Origin of the sequence: Pedobacter nototheniae (genome assembly GCF_004335085.1) — a bacterium.
GTDB lineage: Bacteria > Bacteroidota > Bacteroidia > Sphingobacteriales > Sphingobacteriaceae > Pedobacter > Pedobacter nototheniae.
Genome location: NZ_RQRS01000004.1, coordinates 74,615 through 91,316, shown reverse-complemented (window position 1 = coordinate 91,316; position 16,702 = coordinate 74,615). Strand labels below are relative to the sequence as shown.

Annotated in this window: 13 protein-coding genes; 4 read left to right on the top strand and 9 right to left on the bottom strand. The window is 34.6% G+C overall.

Annotated features, from left to right (window positions below; all coding sequences use genetic code 11):
• Window positions 1-12 precede the first annotated feature (12 nt).
• On the bottom strand, window positions 13-825 hold the full coding sequence (locus tag EHC72_RS05265; protein WP_131536623.1) for a CHRD domain-containing protein: 813 nt from the start codon (window positions 823-825) through the stop codon (window positions 13-15).
• A gap of 843 nt (window positions 826-1,668) precedes the next feature.
• On the opposite strand from EHC72_RS05265, the gene EHC72_RS05260 reads away from it, so the two are divergent.
• The 3 genes from EHC72_RS05260 (at window position 1,669) to EHC72_RS05250 (ending at window position 3,676) form a co-directional block, all read left to right on the top strand.
• Window positions 1,669-2,049, top strand: a complete 381-nt coding sequence (locus tag EHC72_RS05260; RefSeq protein ID WP_165585767.1) for a hypothetical protein — start codon at window positions 1,669-1,671, stop codon at window positions 2,047-2,049.
• 71 nt (window positions 2,050-2,120) lie between these two features.
• Complete coding sequence (locus EHC72_RS05255) at window positions 2,121-3,026, top strand: cation diffusion facilitator family transporter (RefSeq protein ID WP_131536621.1); 906 nt, start codon at window positions 2,121-2,123, stop codon at window positions 3,024-3,026.
• A 119-nt stretch (window positions 3,027-3,145) separates the two neighbouring features.
• The gene (locus tag EHC72_RS05250) at window positions 3,146-3,676 is read left to right on the top strand and encodes an OmpA family protein (RefSeq protein WP_131536620.1); all 531 of its coding nucleotides are present in this window, start codon (window positions 3,146-3,148) and stop codon (window positions 3,674-3,676) included.
• Between the two features lie 67 nt (window positions 3,677-3,743).
• Here the strand turns inward: EHC72_RS05250 and EHC72_RS05245 are convergent, their stop codons facing one another.
• The 7 genes from EHC72_RS05245 to EHC72_RS05215 all read right to left on the bottom strand — a co-directional run bounded on the left by EHC72_RS05245 (window position 3,744) and on the right by EHC72_RS05215 (window position 13,492).
• A complete protein-coding gene (locus EHC72_RS05245; RefSeq protein WP_131536619.1) occupies window positions 3,744-4,211 on the bottom strand; it encodes a hypothetical protein in 468 nt (155 codons plus the stop codon).
• Between the two features lie 58 nt (window positions 4,212-4,269).
• The gene (locus EHC72_RS05240) at window positions 4,270-5,547 is read right to left on the bottom strand and encodes a DUF4861 family protein (protein WP_131536618.1); all 1,278 of its coding nucleotides are present in this window, start codon (window positions 5,545-5,547) and stop codon (window positions 4,270-4,272) included.
• Window positions 5,548-5,693: 146 nt separating this feature from the next.
• The gene (locus EHC72_RS05235) at window positions 5,694-8,132 is read right to left on the bottom strand and encodes an outer membrane beta-barrel family protein (RefSeq protein WP_131536617.1); all 2,439 of its coding nucleotides are present in this window, start codon (window positions 8,130-8,132) and stop codon (window positions 5,694-5,696) included.
• Between the two features lie 114 nt (window positions 8,133-8,246).
• Complete coding sequence (locus EHC72_RS05230) at window positions 8,247-9,353, bottom strand: M56 family metallopeptidase (protein WP_131536616.1); 1,107 nt, start codon at window positions 9,351-9,353, stop codon at window positions 8,247-8,249.
• 3 nt (window positions 9,354-9,356) lie between these two features.
• A complete protein-coding gene (locus EHC72_RS05225) occupies window positions 9,357-9,725 on the bottom strand; it encodes a BlaI/MecI/CopY family transcriptional regulator (RefSeq protein WP_131536615.1) in 369 nt (122 codons plus the stop codon).
• Window positions 9,726-9,832: 107 nt separating this feature from the next.
• On the bottom strand, window positions 9,833-11,338 hold the full coding sequence (locus EHC72_RS05220; protein ID WP_131536614.1) for a sulfatase family protein: 1,506 nt from the start codon (window positions 11,336-11,338) through the stop codon (window positions 9,833-9,835).
• A gap of 99 nt (window positions 11,339-11,437) precedes the next feature.
• Window positions 11,438-13,492: a sulfatase-like hydrolase/transferase gene (locus EHC72_RS05215; RefSeq protein ID WP_131536613.1), complete on the bottom strand. Its 2,055-nt coding sequence runs from the start codon at window positions 13,490-13,492 to the stop codon at window positions 11,438-11,440.
• Between the two features lie 96 nt (window positions 13,493-13,588).
• On the opposite strand from EHC72_RS05215, the gene EHC72_RS05210 reads away from it, so the two are divergent.
• Complete coding sequence (locus tag EHC72_RS05210) at window positions 13,589-13,846, top strand: hypothetical protein (protein WP_131536612.1); 258 nt, start codon at window positions 13,589-13,591, stop codon at window positions 13,844-13,846.
• 371 nt (window positions 13,847-14,217) lie between these two features.
• Here the strand turns inward: EHC72_RS05210 and EHC72_RS05205 are convergent, their stop codons facing one another.
• Window positions 14,218-16,590: an ABC transporter permease gene (locus EHC72_RS05205; RefSeq protein ID WP_131536611.1), complete on the bottom strand. Its 2,373-nt coding sequence runs from the start codon at window positions 16,588-16,590 to the stop codon at window positions 14,218-14,220.
• Between the last annotated feature and the right edge of the window lie 112 nt (window positions 16,591-16,702).

Genomic DNA, 16,702 nt, shown 5'->3' with positions numbered 1-16,702 from the left:
TTTACCAAAAAATTATCGCAAGGTGCCTTTAAGTAATCCTGCCGGATAGAGCTGAGAGTGCACATCTATGTAAAGCGGATCTGCTGTAATGCTGGATGCCGGAACGGATGCAGCTGGAATTAAAAAGGCTTTATTAAAATCAGCAGCCGATGAAACGAGGGTTAAAACATTGCTATTATCTGCTGTTTTATGTAAGTGTGCACCAGTTAACGCATCACCTGTTGGCAAGCCATTTACCTCAACTTTATAAGCAAGAGAATTATCACTTAACAAGCGGATGTAAGCTTTCCCGCTGGCTGTTGTATTAACCGTTGTAGCGTATTTACCTAAATCTACATCAGCAGAAAATTTTACAGTTTTATCAATTTGCCCTCTAACCAAACCTGCAGTTTGCTGATTGGAATTAACTTGTAGATAAACCGGACCATTTAAAAGGCTGGTTATAGTTGCCGCACCTATCGTTAAATTTCCCTTCACTTCCCGATCGGTATTGAAAGCTGGATTTTGTAAATCGATGAGCACCGAACCATTTTCAGCGGCATTGCCTAAAAAGAGTTTGGCTGATGTTGGCGCATCTCCATTATTTAGGGGATTGATAAAATAAATATCATAAAATAGCTGATTGTTATCCATTAAGGATAGCATACAAACCGCCACATCTGTTCTGCCTGTTAATGCCGGAACATTATTGGTGGTGTTAAGCTCTACTTTCCATTGTTTCCGAAGGAATACATCAGAAGTGTAAGTATCTTTTTTGCAAGAAAAAAGACACAAAAGGGCTACTGCGAAGAAAACGCAGTGCATTTTTTTCGTTGAATTTCTCATAATTAGAGATTAAGAAAATTAAGAATGAAAGCCTGCCAGGAGCAGGAATAACTAAATTTTAATCAGGTTAAAAAACTCCTAATGGAGAAGCCTAAATTCAAATAATTTTTTTCTGAAATTTTTTAAAGAGAATGCTCTTTCCTGAGCTATCCATTTTACAGGATAAGTAGTTAGTAAATTTGGGATCATGGTTAAGTTTGTTGATTAAAGCCAAGTTATTTATAACAAATCCCGAGGGCAAAGAAAATAATCACGCAAACGTTTGATTTTCCATTTCAAACGTTTGAAATGGATTATAAAAGCAGTTTTTAAATCAAAAAACCGATAATTTAACTTAAAAAAATGCTCATTATATTTAATTTTTCAATAAACTACCAATTAAGTATACAAAATATTTTTTTTTATTAATCTCGGTTAAAATAATGTTGGCAAATGCTCTACTTTTTCTTAATATGGAATATTTGAAATGCAAAAAGCTAATCTCCTGTCGTATTACTGAAAATCATAGTTGATTGGTTTAAAAATGGCTTTATTCTTCAGTAAAACAATTTAATAGTTTACGGCTTTAAAATGTGTATTTTAAACACGAAGGTTTTAACTGATTTTATAGTTGTTTTAAGCGCAAAAAAAGAAAATTTAACACACAAACGTTTGCGTAAATCGATGCTTTTTAATTTAAAAATCATCCGTTAGCTATTTAAACTTAATATATTTCTATTCATTTTATATTTTAGGCAAAAAGAAAATCAAATAATTTTAACATTCTACTATCCTAATATTACCTTAACTTATTGTTAAAAAAATTACCAGATTAATTTAAAATAGAATTGGTAATTTTACATTGTGAAACAGGTTTTGCTTAATTTTCTTATTTTTTCAATTCTTTGGAGCAACACCACACTTGGAGAGTTTTTTAAACTTCCTATCCTTGCCAGTCATTTTATTGAGCATAAGCAACGTGATTCTAAAATTACCTTTATTAACTTTTTATCCATTCATTACTGGGGAAAAGATTTAAATGATCGTGATGGCGACCGGGATATGAAGCTGCCATTTAAAAAAATAGCACAAAACCATCATTACCTTTTATTTCAAAAGATAAATAAAAACTGGCAGGCACAAAATAAACCCGAAATCATTTCTTGTAGCCCTCGTAATCCTGATCATTTTTTTCAAAATAATTACCTAGATCAGCTTTACCGACCTCCACAGATAAGCATATAATTACATTCTATTATTTATTATAACCTATTTAAAATCAAATAGGTAAGCTTATTTATTATTATATTTTTTTTATGACTACTAAAAAAAGATCTGCTTCATCAGAAGCGATCAGAACAACTCAGATTGGAATTGTTATCAGTATTATTTTAATTTTCGTGAAAGGAATTTCCGGGCACTTAGGTCAATCTTATGCATTAATAGCCGATGCAACAGAATCTGGGGCAGATGTAATTAGTTCGGGATTGTTGTGGCTGGCTTTAAAATATGCGCAAAGACCGCCAGATAAAGGTCACCCGTATGGCCACGGAAAGGCAGAACCTGTGGCGGCAATATTAATTGGTTTATTTCTTTTATTGGCTGCTGGGTGGATTGCCTGGCATGCAATTGATTTTATCCAAACTCCACATGAACTACCCAAACGATACACACTCATTATCCTTTTAATTGTAATTGTAACTAAAGAACTATTGTTTCGCTACGTTTTCGCCATCGGAAAACGCATTAACAGTCAGGCTGTACAAGCCGATGCTTACCACCACCGCAGCGATGCCATTACATCTGTTGCGGCATTTGCAGGTATTGGCATTGCTATATTTTTGGGCAAAGGGTATGAAGGTGCTGATGATTGGGCAGCATTACTCGCTTGCCTTTTCATTGTTTACAACGCCTTTAAAATTATTCGTCCGGCATTTGCCGAAATTATGGATAAAGCACCTTCTGATGAGTTGATAGAGGCTATAAGTCATATCGCTTCCTTACACAAAGAGGTTAAAAGAGTAGAAAAATGTTATGTACGTAAAATGGGATTAGATTATTATGTAGATATGCATATTGAGGTAGATGGACATATTAATGTTTTTGATGCGCATGCAGTTGCCCATCAAGTAAAAGATGAATTAATGGAATCTGATTTACATATTAAAAATGCCTTAATTCACGTTGAGCCATATTTAGATCACGGAGAGAAGCAAAACTAAAAGGTACTAAAATTGTAAGTAATGTAAGTTCTTTGATAATCTGACGTTATATAGGCAATCATTTAATTGCAAATTGTTTTATTTTTATTACTCTTGCAGCCTTAAACACAAATTAAAATATGAACATCCTGAAAAAACTTTCATTCACAGCACTCATTGCATTGTTTACACTTGGAATGTATTCTTGTAAAACAAAAAAGATGGTTGCCAAGCCCGATCCTACACCTGTTGCAAAGCCTACTCCTCCTCCTGTTGAAGAAAAAAAGCCTGAACCTGCTAAGCAAACTGAAGCTCCTGCACCAGAGGAAAAACCGAATTATAATTTCGAAAATATTCAATTTGAATTTAATTCATTTGTTTTAAAAACGGCTTCGTTTCCAGTTTTAGATAAAGTTGTTGCAGAGATTAAGAAAAATCCTTCTGTTACATTCGTTTTAAATGGTCACTCTTCTGCAGAGGGTACGCCAGCACACAATATGTCGTTATCTGTAGATCGTGCAAATGCTGTTAAATCTTATTTAATTAACGCTGGTATTGATCCTAAACGCTTTACAATTAAAGGTCACGGAGATAAAGAGCCTGTAAGTAGTAACAGTACAGAGGAAGGTAGAACTCTAAATAGAAGAGTACAAATTAGTGCTCAGATTTAAAATCTTAATACAAAACAAAAAAGACCTTGAATTAATTCAAGGTCTTTTTTGTTTAATGGAAATGCTTTTAATAACCAAAAACATCAAAAATTACATCGTGCCCACAGTAAAACACAACAGAAGCAACGAATACCAATAAAAGATAAATTGGGATTAAAATAAACAGTGATGGCTTTTTGGCTTTCTTTATAAAAAAGTAATAACGGATTATTAGTAGAAGTACTGCAGAAGAAACTCCGGCTCCTGTACCAACATAAAAAACAACAAATATGCTCCACCAGTTGTCCCATTCGTAAATGGTCCACGCTCCCATACAGAATAGGATGCTACAAAAAATGAACAATAAAGCCTTTAAAAAATATCGACCTGTTGCACCATAAAGCACTAATATTACGCCACCAATTAAGGTAGTCATAATCAATATCATTTTATCGATAGCATATTTTTCTAAAAAATTATCGATGGCGAATGAGGAGATTAATCCTATAAAAAATATAATAAAGCCAATAATTAAAACTGTTTTTCTAACGTTCATATTGCTTTTGTTTTGAGGGTTAATTTATTTTTAGTTGTTAATTAAAATGGTGGTTAGCTTACTTCCATTGCATCGTAATTTTAGCATCATAATAGGCTGCTTGTTGCTGTAAAAATTGCTCAAAGCTTGTTTTATCAGCAAATCTTTTATCAGTTGGTGCCCAAGCTGCATAAAAACGGAAAGTAGCAAATTCTTTTTCAGGGATTTTAAATGAAACTAAATAACTGTTTTTAATATCCTTTTCTGTCGCAGCAGATTTACCTGTTGCAATTACTTCACTTTTAGGTGTCATTACAGCCAATCCTAAATTATCCTTATTTTCACTTTGCAAGCCATAGCTATAATATACCTGTGTATTTTTTGTGTTTATAGTTGCTGCATCAATTTTAAATAAATCAGCAAAACCTGTTACTAAATTTGATCCCTTTGGTGCTCCTATAACTTTAATTTTACTTTCATAAAAATACTGACCACCCCAAATGCTTATTTCTTCTTCTAAAAAGATAGGATTATAACCAGATGCAAAATTCCATTCGGGATAAGTCATTTTAAACTTTGCTTCCAATGGGCCATCAACTATTTTTTGGTAAATAACCTTACCCATATTTTTTCCACCAAGCCTGATTAATGAATCTTTGCCGTTTTTAAGCTTTATGTTAATGGCTAAGGCACCGGCACTTAATGATGAACCTACCTTATATACATCCATCCCCCAATCTGCCCTGTTGTGATAAATAAGTGCGGGGTTTGCACCAACGGTATCCATCATCATTGCTGATGTAGTTTTGCCCCAAATATCCTTGCCGTTGCGTACATCAAAATATAATCTAAAACCTACTTTATCATTTTCCCAGGCAGGACCTTCGGTTAAAAATGGTGGCAATTTAGTTTTAGAGAAATCAGTATTTGCTTGTCCTGCCGGAATAGAATCACGATTAATTGCAGGGGCAAAAGTATCATTAGCATTTTTTCTACGATGTCTTACATGTGCCCTTACAACAGCTTCATTATGTTGTTTATTGGTTCCTGTAACTATAAACTTAACTTTTTCTGATGGTTTAAACGAATATAAAAATACGGCTTCATCCCAATTTCCATCCAAATTAAGATCATTAAACTGAACAAGCAGCTCTTTTCCTGATGGATCTGTTATGTTTAAATAAGATGCTTTATTCTTTCCACCTAATAAATTTTGCACAGAAAATCTCTTAATTACAATTAATTCATCAGTACGCGGTTGTGCTAAAGGGTTTATTAGGGTGAGCTCTTTTTTCTGTGCAGAAGCGATTAAAGTTAAAAAAAGAATACAATAAAGATTTATAAGAAGTATTTTCATAAATTTTGAAGAATGATTCGCATTTAAAGTGACAAGATATAAAATCCGTGATAATAAAATTGTAACGATTAAATGAAGAAGTAATTATTCAATATTTATCTAAACCATTTTTATTCTTTGAATAAAGGATTCATCAAATACTATTATTAATTCTCTTTCAAAGTTGTTCGGTTCCTTTCTTCATCTGCTCCGTTGCTTCTTTTTATATTTTTTACTGCCCCGCCAAAGCTGTAACTCAAGTTTAATTTAATTGATCGGGTTTCATATTGGTTAAGCCATTGTTGTTGTATTAATCCCGAATTTTGGTAGTAGCTATTTTTATATGATTTAAATATATCCATAAAGTTGAGCTGTAGAGATGCCTTTTTATTTAAAAGAGTTTGCCGTATGCCAGTGGTAAGCGTAGCATAAGCATCATTGGTAATGGTTCTATCTACATTTTTGCTACGGTAATTGAATAAAAACATGATAGATGTTGTTTTAGTAATATTGAAACTATTATATAACGATGCTGATAATCCAAAAATGCCATTGGTTTCTAACAAATTTCCGTTTAACATTCCTTTAAAACTCCTACGGGATAAAATTAAATTAGAACTGGTTGTCCACCATTGAAATATGGATTTATTATAAATGGCAAAAAGGGAATAATATTGGCTATAGTCTGCATTGCCAGGTTTTGTTGAAGTTATTCCTGTAGAATATGGAACTGTAATGGAGGTAAAATCATCAACACTTAAACTGTAATTACCGCCAAAAAAGAACTGATTTTTATAGCCATAACTTAGTTCTATATTATATGATTTTACAGGCAGCAACGATGGATTACCTTGCTGCAGATTGGTGGAATTTATAATCCTTATCAAAGGATTCAGATTTTCGTATCCAGGTCTTTCTATTCTTTTATTTAAGCTAAAAAACAAACTATTGGAGGTTGATAACTTATAATCGATATGAAGTGATGGAAAGAGTTGAAAATAGTTACGGCTAAAGTTTAAACCACTTACCTGTTCGTTTCCTTTGCCCCATGTATATTCGCCACGCAGACCCAAATTATAAGAAAGCTTTTTGCCGTTAAAACTATAAGTACCATAAATTGCAGATACATTTTCTTTGTAGGCAAAGGCATCAAAATCAGAAACACCTAAAATGTTCGCATTTCCATTGGCATTAAAAAGCTCATTTGAATTATTAGATACTACATAACTAGATTTAATTCCTGTTTCTAATTGTTTACCTTTTCCAAGGGGCAATACATAATCAACCTTTGCCGCATAAACACTAAAAACCCTATCCTGGTTAAAAAGACTTGGCTCTACATTTAAAATATCTCCGGTGGCATTAAAACTAGTGTTGTTATTGTTTTGGTTACTATAATTTCCAAAGCGATAATAATCCAAATCTGCTGTAAGTTGCTTGCCTGTGGTATCAATATCTTGCTGTAAATGCAAACCAGAAGAAAAATTAGTTGAGCTGGTAGCAACCAAGTTTGAAAAAACAGATTTGTTTAATAGATTTTCTGTTGCACCAAAATTGGAATTAATAGATGAAGCATCTTTATTAAATGTAGCAAAACCAGGTTTTATGGATGCCGATAACGTTGTTTTTTTAGAAAGGTATAAATCTAAACCTAAATTTGGGGTATAATTTGCGTTGCGCCTTACGCTGTAAATATCAGATAAAGAACGCCCTGTAAGCTGATTGTTATCCTTAAAAAAATCAGTAGTGATAAAGGAGTTTACAAAATACTTATTGAAAGAATAATCAGCACTTAATAAAAGGTTAAAATTTTTCCCTTTATAATTTAAGTTAAACCCATCATTGGCTTTTAAATATTTGCCTACACCAGCACCTGCGTACATATTTCCATTTAAACCTGCTTTATAATTTTTCTTTCTAACCAGATTAATAATTCCACCGTTACCTGCAGCATCATACTTTGCAGATGGTTGCGCAATAAGCTCTACTTTTTGGATAGATGATGATGATGTACCCCTTAACAATCCTGCAAGCGCCTCAACAGATAACGTACTTGCCTTTCCATCAATATAAATCTGTACTGGCCTACCATTTAAACTTAGGGTTTCATTAGGCGAAACTTGTACACCTGGCAATTGATTCATTACCTCTAAAATTGGTGCTCCAGATCCAAGTCCATTTAAGTTTACAACAATCTTATCTGCCTTTCGCTCTATAAACGGCAATGATGCAGCAACATTAACAGTGCCCAACTGCCTTGCTTGTGGCGTTAATTGAATTTTACCAATGTTTACAACGCTGTTAGCCAATACCTGTACATTAGTTTGGTAAGGCAAATAACCCATCATAAAAATTTGAATAATGTATTTACCAGAGGATACATTAAAAACAAATTTACCTTGCTCATCAGATAAAATGGTTTTAATGAGCACAGAATCCACACTGCGTTTTAAACTAGCTTGAACAAATGGTAACGGAATTTGCTTTTCATCAAGCACCTCCCCTTTTATTTGATAATTGGTTTGCGCATGAAGTATCGCCGAAATCGAAATAAAAACTATTACGCAGATTAGCTTTTTTAATAGAGGAAATTTAGAAAATAACATAGCCGACTATTTAGGTTTAATTTAAACCCAAACATACAACTATTTTATTAGTTATACAACTAATTGATTAATTATAACAGCTAAAAAATTAGTTATCGTTAATTTCTCTTCCCATCAATTAAAATTTATTCCAATTTGATAACCTGAACGCACAATTTGACCATTTTGTAAAGCAGGTTTCCACTTGGGGCTATTTCTAATTATGCGCAATGCCTCATTATCACGAGCACTATTTAAAGGCTGAACAATTTTTTCATCTGTAATAGTTCCATCAAAATCTACTGTAAAGCCAACAACCACTCTCCCTTTTACACCTTTTGTTTTAATTGCTGATTTTACTAAATAGGAACTGAAAGCAGGAAATCCTCCTGGAAAAACAGCAGATTCAGTTAAAGCGCCATTCATTGCTGGCTTATTAACCATTGATGAAGAAAGCATAAAGAGGATAAATAATACTGGTAAAAGCAGTAGATATTTAAATAATATGGTATTGGCAGATCTATTTTTCTGAAGCATATTTACACGCATTTGCAATTGTGTTTTACTAGCAAACGAATTGGTGAGATTGGGGCTGGCGTTAAATGTTTGGCAAAAAAGCATCATCGCATAATTCTTTTTACTGCCAGCTAATTTAGCTGCATGCTCATCGGCTAAAAACTCATGTAAATTTCTTACGCTACGTTTATAGCCATAAATTATTGGATTAAACCAGCAAAAAATGCCCAATATTTCCACCAGCAATATATCTATTGTATGTATTTGTTTTGCATGGATAGATTCGTGTTCATTAATTGTGTGGTAGGCTAAAAGATCGGGATCAATTACTTTTGTTTTCCAAAAGGTAAAAGCCATACCGGTTGTGGATGGATTTATTAAAAGCTTTTTAATGTATAACAATCGGGCAAAAAACAAAATGCTGCTCGCTGCAACGCCTATCCAATAAATTATAGCCAACCAAAGCAACGGATATTTAGCTGTTTCGGCAAAAACCTGATCGGTAATTTTAGCTGTAGAAATGTAAACCGACAATGCATTTACCTGGACTGGTGCGGCAACATTAAAAACAGATATAAATGGAATTAAAATAGAACACACTATAGTAGCGAGCAGATAAATTCTATTAAGTACAAAAAAAGTACTGTTCTTAAAGAATAATACATAAAGTAAATAAAATGCTGCTAAACACACATTTGTACAAATTAAGTACATTGTAAATTCCATAGCCTAGTCTTTAATCTTATCAATCATTTTTAGTATTTCATCGGCATCCTTCATATCTATTTTCTTCTCGCGGATAAAGAAGGAGAACATATCTTGTACGGAATTAGAAAAGTAATTACCTAAAAACTTATCCGTTTCATGGCGCATATATTCTTCTCTACTAATAAGTGGATAGTAGCGGTGAGTTTTCCCAAAAGCTTCATATGCTATTACACCCTTGCTTTCTAAAATTCTTATAATGGTAGAAACTGTACTATAAGCAGGTTTAGGATCAGGCAATTCATGAACAATTTCTTTAACAAATGCCCTTTCTAAACGCCAAAGTATTTGCATCAATTGTGCCTCAACCTTTGTTAAATCTTTAATATCCATAAACCTATTTAATGTGCAATAAATATACAACTAATAAATTAGCTACAACAACTAAACAAGCAATATTTAATAAAGCTCATTTGCTTTTAAATATATTTCAGCTGACTTTACTTTTCAATATTTGCCAAATTTGTTTCGAGCAAGGTTTTAAGCTCCAATACTTTTTCGGGATACTTACTGGCGAGGTTATTTTTTTCGGCAACATCATCTGTAAGGTTATAAAGCTGCGCTACTGGTAAGTTTCCGGTTTCAATACCTACTGCTTTATCGTAAGCAACACCTTTATTGGGTGTTATATATTTCCAGCCATCCTTAATGATAGAGAGTGCACCTCCTTGCAAAATCAATTCTGATCGTCCTTTTTTATCTTTTCCTAAAAAAGCCTGCAATTGGTTTTCGCTATCTTTAGCATCCGTTAGTTCGATCTTTTTTCCAAGCAGATTGGCAAATGAACGGATAAAATCCATTTGAGAAATTAGCGCATTTGATGTTCCGGGTTTCACTCTTTGTGGCCAGGTTAAAATAAATGGCATTCTGGTACCACCTTCCAAAGCGCTGTATTTACCACCGCGTAAAGGCCCAGCAGGCGTATGTCCGTTTAATTTGGTTACAGCATCATCCTGATATCCATCATCCAAAACAGGACCGTTATCACTGGTAAAAATTATAATCGTGTTTTTTGCTATGCCTTCCTTTTTCAACTGCTCCATAAGTTGACCAACCGTCCAATCTAATTGCAAAATAGCATCCCCTCGTGGTCCTAAGCCGCTTTTACCTTTAAACATGGTTGCTGGCATCCGCGGAACATGTGGTTCTGTTGTGGCAAAATATAAAAAGAATGGAACGTCTTTTTTGTCGGCAATAAAACCTTTGGCTTGTTCTAAAAAGGTAAAAGAAAGTTCTTCATCCGTCCACCGTGCCATTTTACCACCAGCCATATAACCTATTCTGCCAATACCATTTACAATAGTATTATCGTGCCCCTGGCCTGGTGTGCTTTTCATTTTCAATAACTCGGGGTGTTCTTTTCCTGTGGGATCGTTGCCCACCTTATTTTTATAATCTACCGCAATTGGATCGTTATCTTCTAAACCTATAACATTATGATCTTTCAAAAACACGGTTGGAACACGATCTGCCGTAGCTGGAAAGATAAATGAATAATCAAAACCTACTTCATTGGGGCCGGGTTTAATTTCTTTATTCCAATCTTTTTGTACTTGATCTCCCAAACCCAAATGCCATTTACCTATTATAGCAGTTTGATAGCCTGCACTTTTAAATACTTTAGGCAAGGTCGTTTTATCAGTAGGAATTATAAGGGCGGCATCACCAGGGAGAATATTTGTACCCTTTTTTCGCCATGGATAGTTGCCGGTCATCATTGCATATCTTGATGGCGTACATGTTGCAGAGGTAGAATGGCCGTTTGTAAAACGTATGCCCTCTGCTGCCAGCTGATCTAAATTTGGTGTACTTATTTTTGTAGCGCCATAACAACTTAAATCTCCATAACCCAAATCATCTGCACAAATTAAAATTACATTTGGCTGCTTTTGGGCTACGCTTTCTAAAAAGCAAAGGGTTATAAAAAGACTAAACAGGTATTTCATTGGGATGGATTATATTTGGTTGGGTTTAAGACTGCAAATTACGTGTTTTGGATATAGATTATTTGCATTTAGTTAATAATTCACCTCGCTTCGGCTTAATTAAAATTGCCACAAAAATTGTTCTAAAGGCCTTTGGTTTTCTATTGTTCCAAACTTGATTTGCAAATCGTTTTTAAGGTTTTTATTTATAGTATAAATTTTAATTGGATGATAGCCTTCTTTCAGCACGACTGTTTTTTGCAATGTTTTTCCGTTATAGTTAAAATCTGCATCTAGTATTGCGGCATCATGTAACCTTACAAAAGCTTTTTGCTTGCCTGATATTGTGAACACATAACTACCAGTTTTGGGCACTTTTACATATGCTGTAAACATAAAGCTTCCTTCCTTTTTTACCTCCTTAACTTCAAATGACTTTGAAAACCCTGTTTGGGTTGCTTCTATATTATCCGTTTGAATTACCCAAGGAAAAACACCTGCAACGAAACGCCACTTTAAGCCCTGCTTGCCTGTTCCTTTTAGTATTACTGGCGGAATAGCTGTAGAATCGTATGGTCTTTTGGCATCAGGTAAACTGGTTCTGAGTTGGAGTACCCTATCCTTCATTTTTAATTGTAAAGCTGTGTATTCTGCTCTGGTGGCGAGGTTATTTATTTGTTTAGGATCATTAAGCACATCATAAATTTCGAAATCATCGGTTGCAGATTTTATATCATAACGTACGCCAACTAAATTACCGAAACGAATCATTTGCATTTGGTTACGCTTTCTGCCTTGTTTATCTTTTTCAAAGGCATTAAAGCTTGGTGTTTTTCCGCCTTCAAAATATTCTGAATATACAAGACTTTCCTTTTGCTTTCCACTGCCTAAAAGTGAAGGTAATAAAGAAACACCATCACTTTTAGCGGGGAGAGGCACTTTAGCGGCATCAGCAAAAGTTGCTAACCAATCAGATAGCATAGATGGGGTAGTTACTTCCTTACCGGGGCTAATGTGTTTTGCCCATTGTACAATTACTGGCATGCGCATGCCACCTTCCCAACAATCGCGTTTTATACCATCAAACGGGCCATAACTACTAAAAAAGGTTGGCAAATTTGCTGCATAGTTTTTCGGCAGATAAGATTCTATAGATGGGCCATTATCGGATGAGAATACGATGAGCGTGTTATCATCAATTTTCAAATCCTTAAGTAATTTTAACAAATCGCCAACGGCATCATCAATTCTCCGTACTGCTGTGGCATATCTTTTATAGGTATCAGACCAGGCAATTTCAGGCGTAGCAGGGTTATGGTCATCATCATAAGTAGCATTTTTATAATCGGGGTGTATATAAGAATCAACTACGCCCGATGCTGTATTAATCATATTACCAGCGTTACCTATCCATTTTAAACCACCATTGATGCCTCCACCTTCGGGATAACTTTGCGTTGGCAATTCTAAAACGGCATGTGGTGCATCATAAGCCAGGTACATAAAAAAAGGCTTAGCATCTGTTTTTTCATTTTCAAATTTTGTGATCCAGTTTTTAGCTCTGGCAGTCCATAAATCTGTAGTATAACATTTCCCATAATCTTTTGATACTTCGGTATAATCAGCCCAAATTTCTTTTTTACCTCTGTAAATGCCTTCAACGGGGTAATGCTCATGTCCATCTGCATGGCGCATATAGCCGAAATAATTATCAAAACCTCTTTTTAATGGATGTGCAGGCCAATTGGGTTTGTCCTTTTCATCATCACCCTGCAAGCCCCATTTACCAATGGCTGTAGTACGGTAACCTGCTTGCTTTAATACGGTAGCAATGGTGTGGTTGTTATCTAATGCTTTATCAAACTGATTATCTCTTACGCTTGCATTTCCTTGGTTTACTCCTGTTAATAAAGATGCCCTTGATGGTGCACAAACAGGTGCATTTGCATATTGCTGTGTTAAAATAGCACCATTTGCCGCCATCTTATCTAATTGTGGACTTAATTCAAAGGGTAATGATTTATCTCCGGAAAGCTTACGTTGGTTTTGAAAAAATACACCCACATCACCATATCCTAAATCATCAACCAAAATATAAATGATGTTTGGTTTTTGCTGTGCATAGCTTACCATAAAGCAAAGCACTAAATAGATGCTTAGAATTACTTTTTTCATTAAGGGAGTTTGAACTCCAATATTAAGTAATTTACTATTTATACTGGCGTAAAACTTTGCTTACTTAAAAAAAGAGGTGCAATTGATAGTATTGAATTGGCAATAGGCAGTTTAGGGTTTGTAGTTGATAGTTTAGAACTTGTAGTTGACAGTTTAAGGTTTGTAGTTGACAGTTTAGAACTTGTAGTTGACAGTTTAAGGTTTGTAGTTGACAGTTTAGAACTTGTAGTAGGCAGTTTAGGGTTTGCAGTAGACAGTTTAGAACTTGCAGCTGGTAGTTTAGAACTTGTAGTAGACAGTTTATGGTTTGCAGTAGTCAGCTGTTCGAGATGTTCCGCAGGTATCTCGAATTAACAATAAAAAGGGTTCTCTGAACCCATAAATAGGTAAAAGCTATAAATGACCTTCAGGATTTGGAAATCCTGCTTCATCAATAGTACGAGATGCGCTGAAAAAGCTAACATCTCGAACAGCGGGGCTGGTTTAAGGTTTGTAGTAGTTCAGCTGTTCGAGATGTTCCGCAGGCATCTCGAATTAACAATAAAAAGGGTTCTCTGAACCCGTAAATAGGTAAAACTATAAATGACATTCAGGATTTTAAAATCCTGCTTCATCAATAGTACGAGATGCGCTGAAAAAGCTAACATCTCGAACAGCTTGTACCAACATCTCAAACAGCTTGTTAAAACTTGTAGTAGACAGTTTTAGAACTTGCAGTTGATGCTTTATTCATATTTCAAGGCATCAACAGGGTTAGCTTTTGCTGCTTTGTATGCCTGAAAACTTACCGTTAAAAACGCAACTAATGTTGTTCCTATAATAGAAATTAACAAAATGGACACAGATATTGTTGTTCTAAATTCGAAGCTGGTTAGCCATTTATTCATTAAATAATAGGCTAATGGCACACCTATGCAAGCGGCTACAAATACCATTTTTATAAATGAAATTGAAAGTAAGTTCATGATATTACTCACCGAAGCGCCTAAAACTCTACGAACGCCAAATTCTTTTGTACGTTGCTCTGCACTGTAGGCCACCAAACCATAAAGCCCCATACAGGAAATAAATATGGCTATGCCCCCAAAAACGTTGGCTAACAAGCCTAAAATAACCTCACTTCTAAACTTTTTAGCATACAAATCATTAACAAATTTAATTTCTACTGGATAGGCTGGATTCATATTTTTAACCAGGGTTGATATTAATTCAAGGTTTTTACTCAGGCTATTTGCTGGGTTTAAACGCATATTAATGTTACCACCTTCTGTTTGGCTGAAATTTATAATCATCGGTCTGCCGGATGAATATGGAGAATCCCAGATGATATCCTTAAAAACGCCAATAACTTTTAATCGTTTGCCAAAAAGTGTAACGCTGGTACCTAAAGGGTTTTTAAGCTGCATCATTTTTACGGCTGTTGTACTTAGCAAAAGTGCGGCGGTATCTGAAGCGTAATTTTTAGAGAAATCTCTGCCTTGCACCATTTCAACACCGTTTGTTTTAACAAAATCGTACTTCGTTTGCATCCTGTTAAATACAATTTCTGCCCCCTTTTCTTCCATCCCTGTCCAATGTAAACCATAAAACCAATTGCTAATGCTTGTTATACTTTGCGATGATTGGTTAACAGCTACAACTGCCCCTGTTTTTAAAGCCTGTTCTTTAAACAAATCAAACTTAGGACCTAGTTCACCATCCTGAGGCATTTCTACTAGTAATTGTTTATTGTACCCTGCTGATTTATTTTTGATAAACTGCATTTGCTTATAAATTACAAGCGTGGCAATGATGAGCATAATGGCAAAGCAAAATTGCGTTACTACCAATACCTGCCTTAAGTTTATTGGAATACCCTTAGCCCTGGCTGCTTTCTTTTTTAAGGTTTGAATTGGTTTAAAGGATGACAGAAATAATGCAGGATAAATACCAGATAAAAGACCGGTAAATAATGCCACCGCAAAAATGCCTAGCCAATACCCAATATTTGTATAGCCAATTGTAATATCTATTTCCAATAACCTATTAAATATGGGCAAAGTGGTTTCAACAATAATAATGGCAATTAATGCTGCAAAAGCTGTTAAAACTAAAGCTTCGGTTAAAAACTGAATTACTAAAGAGCTTCTTGTTGCACCAATAGTTTTTTTAATGGCTACTTCTTTTGCTCTACGCTCAGATTTTGCCGTAGCCATATTCATAAAATTAATGCAGGCTACTAACAAAATACCAAAAGCTAAGGCAATAAATAGATATATACGCTCTATGTTTCCACCAACGCTTTTACCATTTAAAAATTCGCCATGCAAATACAGATCAGCTAAAGGAAACAAGAAATTTTCATTCTTTTGATCTTTGTAATTTTCATTAAACAACTTTTTTACCTTCGCATTAATCAGGTTTATATTAGCAGGGTTATTAACCTTTGCCATTGCCAAAAAGTTAAAATTTCCCCAACCAGGGTTTTTAACGTAGGGATTTATTCTTTCAAAGAAAGACCACGGCATTAAATAATCAAAGCGAAGTGATGTGTTTGTTGGAAAATCTTTAATTACTCCTGTAATTTTTAAATCGTAAGCATCCTTATACCTCACCGTTTTATTAAGCACATCTGTAGTACCAAATAATAGCTTTGCGGTTTCTGCGCTTAATATAATTGAGTTTGGCGTATTCATTGCCGTTGATGGATCGCCTGTAATAAAATCGTAATTAAACACTTTAAGTATTTCAGGATCGGCAAAAAAGTCTCTTTTTTTAAATACACGCTGGTTATTTGCAATAAGGGATAAATCGTTACCTCCCATTCTGGTTATTGCATCAACTTCGGGTATTTTAGCCTTAATAGCCATCGCTATTCCATCGCCAGGGGAGCCGCCAGTACTGGTAATTTTTCCGTTAGCATCCTGAAAGTTGGTCATTACCTGATAAATTTTATCGGCATCCTTAAAATGACGGTCGTAATTCATCTCATAATTAACATATAAAAGCAACAACAGGCAGGCAGATAAACCTATAGCCAATCCAATAATATTAATTATAGATGAGGTTTTACTTCTCCAAAGGTTGCGCAGGGCGATCTTTAAATTGAGTTTGAACATGGCGAATAAGTGGTTTATCAATTAAACTAACTTGGAATAGCCTTGCATGCACCAAGTTTATGCCAATTGTAATAAACTACGTATTTACGGTTTTTAAGCGTATTATTTTATA